Source organism: Actinoplanes sp. NPDC051633 (genome assembly GCF_040681735.1).
Lineage (GTDB): Bacteria > Actinomycetota > Actinomycetes > Mycobacteriales > Micromonosporaceae > Actinoplanes.
In genome coordinates this window covers 1-1,476 of sequence record NZ_JBFAZH010001560.1, presented here as the reverse complement: position 1 = coordinate 1,476, position 1,476 = coordinate 1, and the positions used below count along the sequence as shown (strand labels likewise).

Sequence of the window (1,476 nt, the reverse complement as noted above, 5' to 3'; positions counted from 1 at the left end):
ATTCTTGGCATACGCCAGCAGCGCGGCCACCAGGTCCTTGCGCGCGTCCTGCCCACTGCGGACGACCAGCACCCGCCGACCGCCGAACAGCGACGGGCTCAGCATCTCGGCCACCTCGCCGGCGGTCAGGGCGCCGGCCTCATACTCCCGCACATCGGCCCCGGGCTCGGCGGCACGGGCCGCGGCGACGGCGCCCTCGACGGCGCGCGCCGCCAGAAGCTCCTCATCACCTTGGACGAGCAGCAACGGGTCGGGGGGTGCGACGCTCACGCCGGATATCTTTGCACCCGGGTATGACAACGCGAGACGGCCCACTCCCGGGCGATGCGCCCTTCCAAACGGGACATATCGGCAATCCGCCATGGCCGAGAGACCGGAAATCCGCTCGATCAGGCTGAATGTCTCCCCCTTCATCCGCGCTCCGGCCGGCCGACATCGAACCCGATCGAGGGACCCGATTCGACACCGACGGCTTAACCCGGGCGTGTCACGCGCTACCGCCGAGCGTGGAGTGACCGGTCATCGCTTCGCCTCCGGCGCGTCGCCCCGGGCGACCACGGCCAGGCCACTTCCGGCGGTCACCGCCGCGAGGTCGCCCGATTGATCGGTACGCATCACCCGCGCACCACCCCGGCGCAGCCGGTCCAGCAACGGCCCGCTCGGATGCCCGTAGTCGTTGCCGAGCCCGACCGAGACGAGCGCGACCGCCGGATCCACGGAGTCCAGGAAGGCCGGCTCCTGATACGGGCTCCCGTGATGCGCCACCTTGAGGACGTCGGCGTGCATCTGAGGCGCGCCCAGGTGGGTCAGCATCGCCTGCTGCTCCTCGCTCTCCGCGTCGCCCGGCAGCAGCACCGTCCGCCCGTCGACGGTCGCGCGGAGCACCAGCGAGTTGTTGTTCGGGTCGGAGTTGGTGCCGTGCATGGGCTCGGGCGGCCCGAGTGCGGTCAGGTGCAGGTCACCCACCTCGTATGCCCATCCCGGACCGACCGCCAGCATCGGGGCCCGGCGACCGGCGGCCTCGGCGGCGACCGCGGCCCGCCCGGCCGGCGGGTCGGGCCAGTCCGGGCCGACGACCGCGCCGACCTGCCGCCCGCGGAAGACGCCGGCCACCCCGCCGATGTGGTCGACGTGGAAGTGGCTCACCACGAACAGCACGACCCGCCGCACGCCCAGCCGCCGGAGGCATCGATCCACCGGCTCGGGCTCAGGCCCGGCGTCGATCACCACCGCGCGGCCCTCGCCGGCCGGCAGCACCACCGCGTCGCCCTGCCCGACCGCGCAGGTGACGACGAGCCAGCGCGGCGGCGGCCACCCGGGCGCGAGCAACCGCACCGGCAGCGCGCCCAGCACTCCCCCGAGCGCGACCACCGCGACCAGCCGCCGCACCACCGTCCGCCGCGCCGCCAGCAGCAGCGCCACGGTGATCACGCCGAGGAGCACACCGCCGACCACGCCGCCGGGCCATGGGACGGC

The 1,476-nt window shown here is 73.9% G+C and carries 1 protein-coding gene and 1 pseudogene; both read right to left on the bottom strand.

What is annotated here, in order from left to right; all coding sequences use genetic code 11:
- A pseudogene (locus AB0M20_RS43130) lies at positions 1–279 on the bottom strand (DNA polymerase III subunit delta); the annotation flags it as partial.
- Between the two features lie 240 nt (positions 280–519).
- Positions 520–1,476 (bottom strand): MBL fold metallo-hydrolase (locus AB0M20_RS43125; RefSeq protein WP_364307249.1); only part of this gene is annotated, 957 nt, incomplete at its 5' end.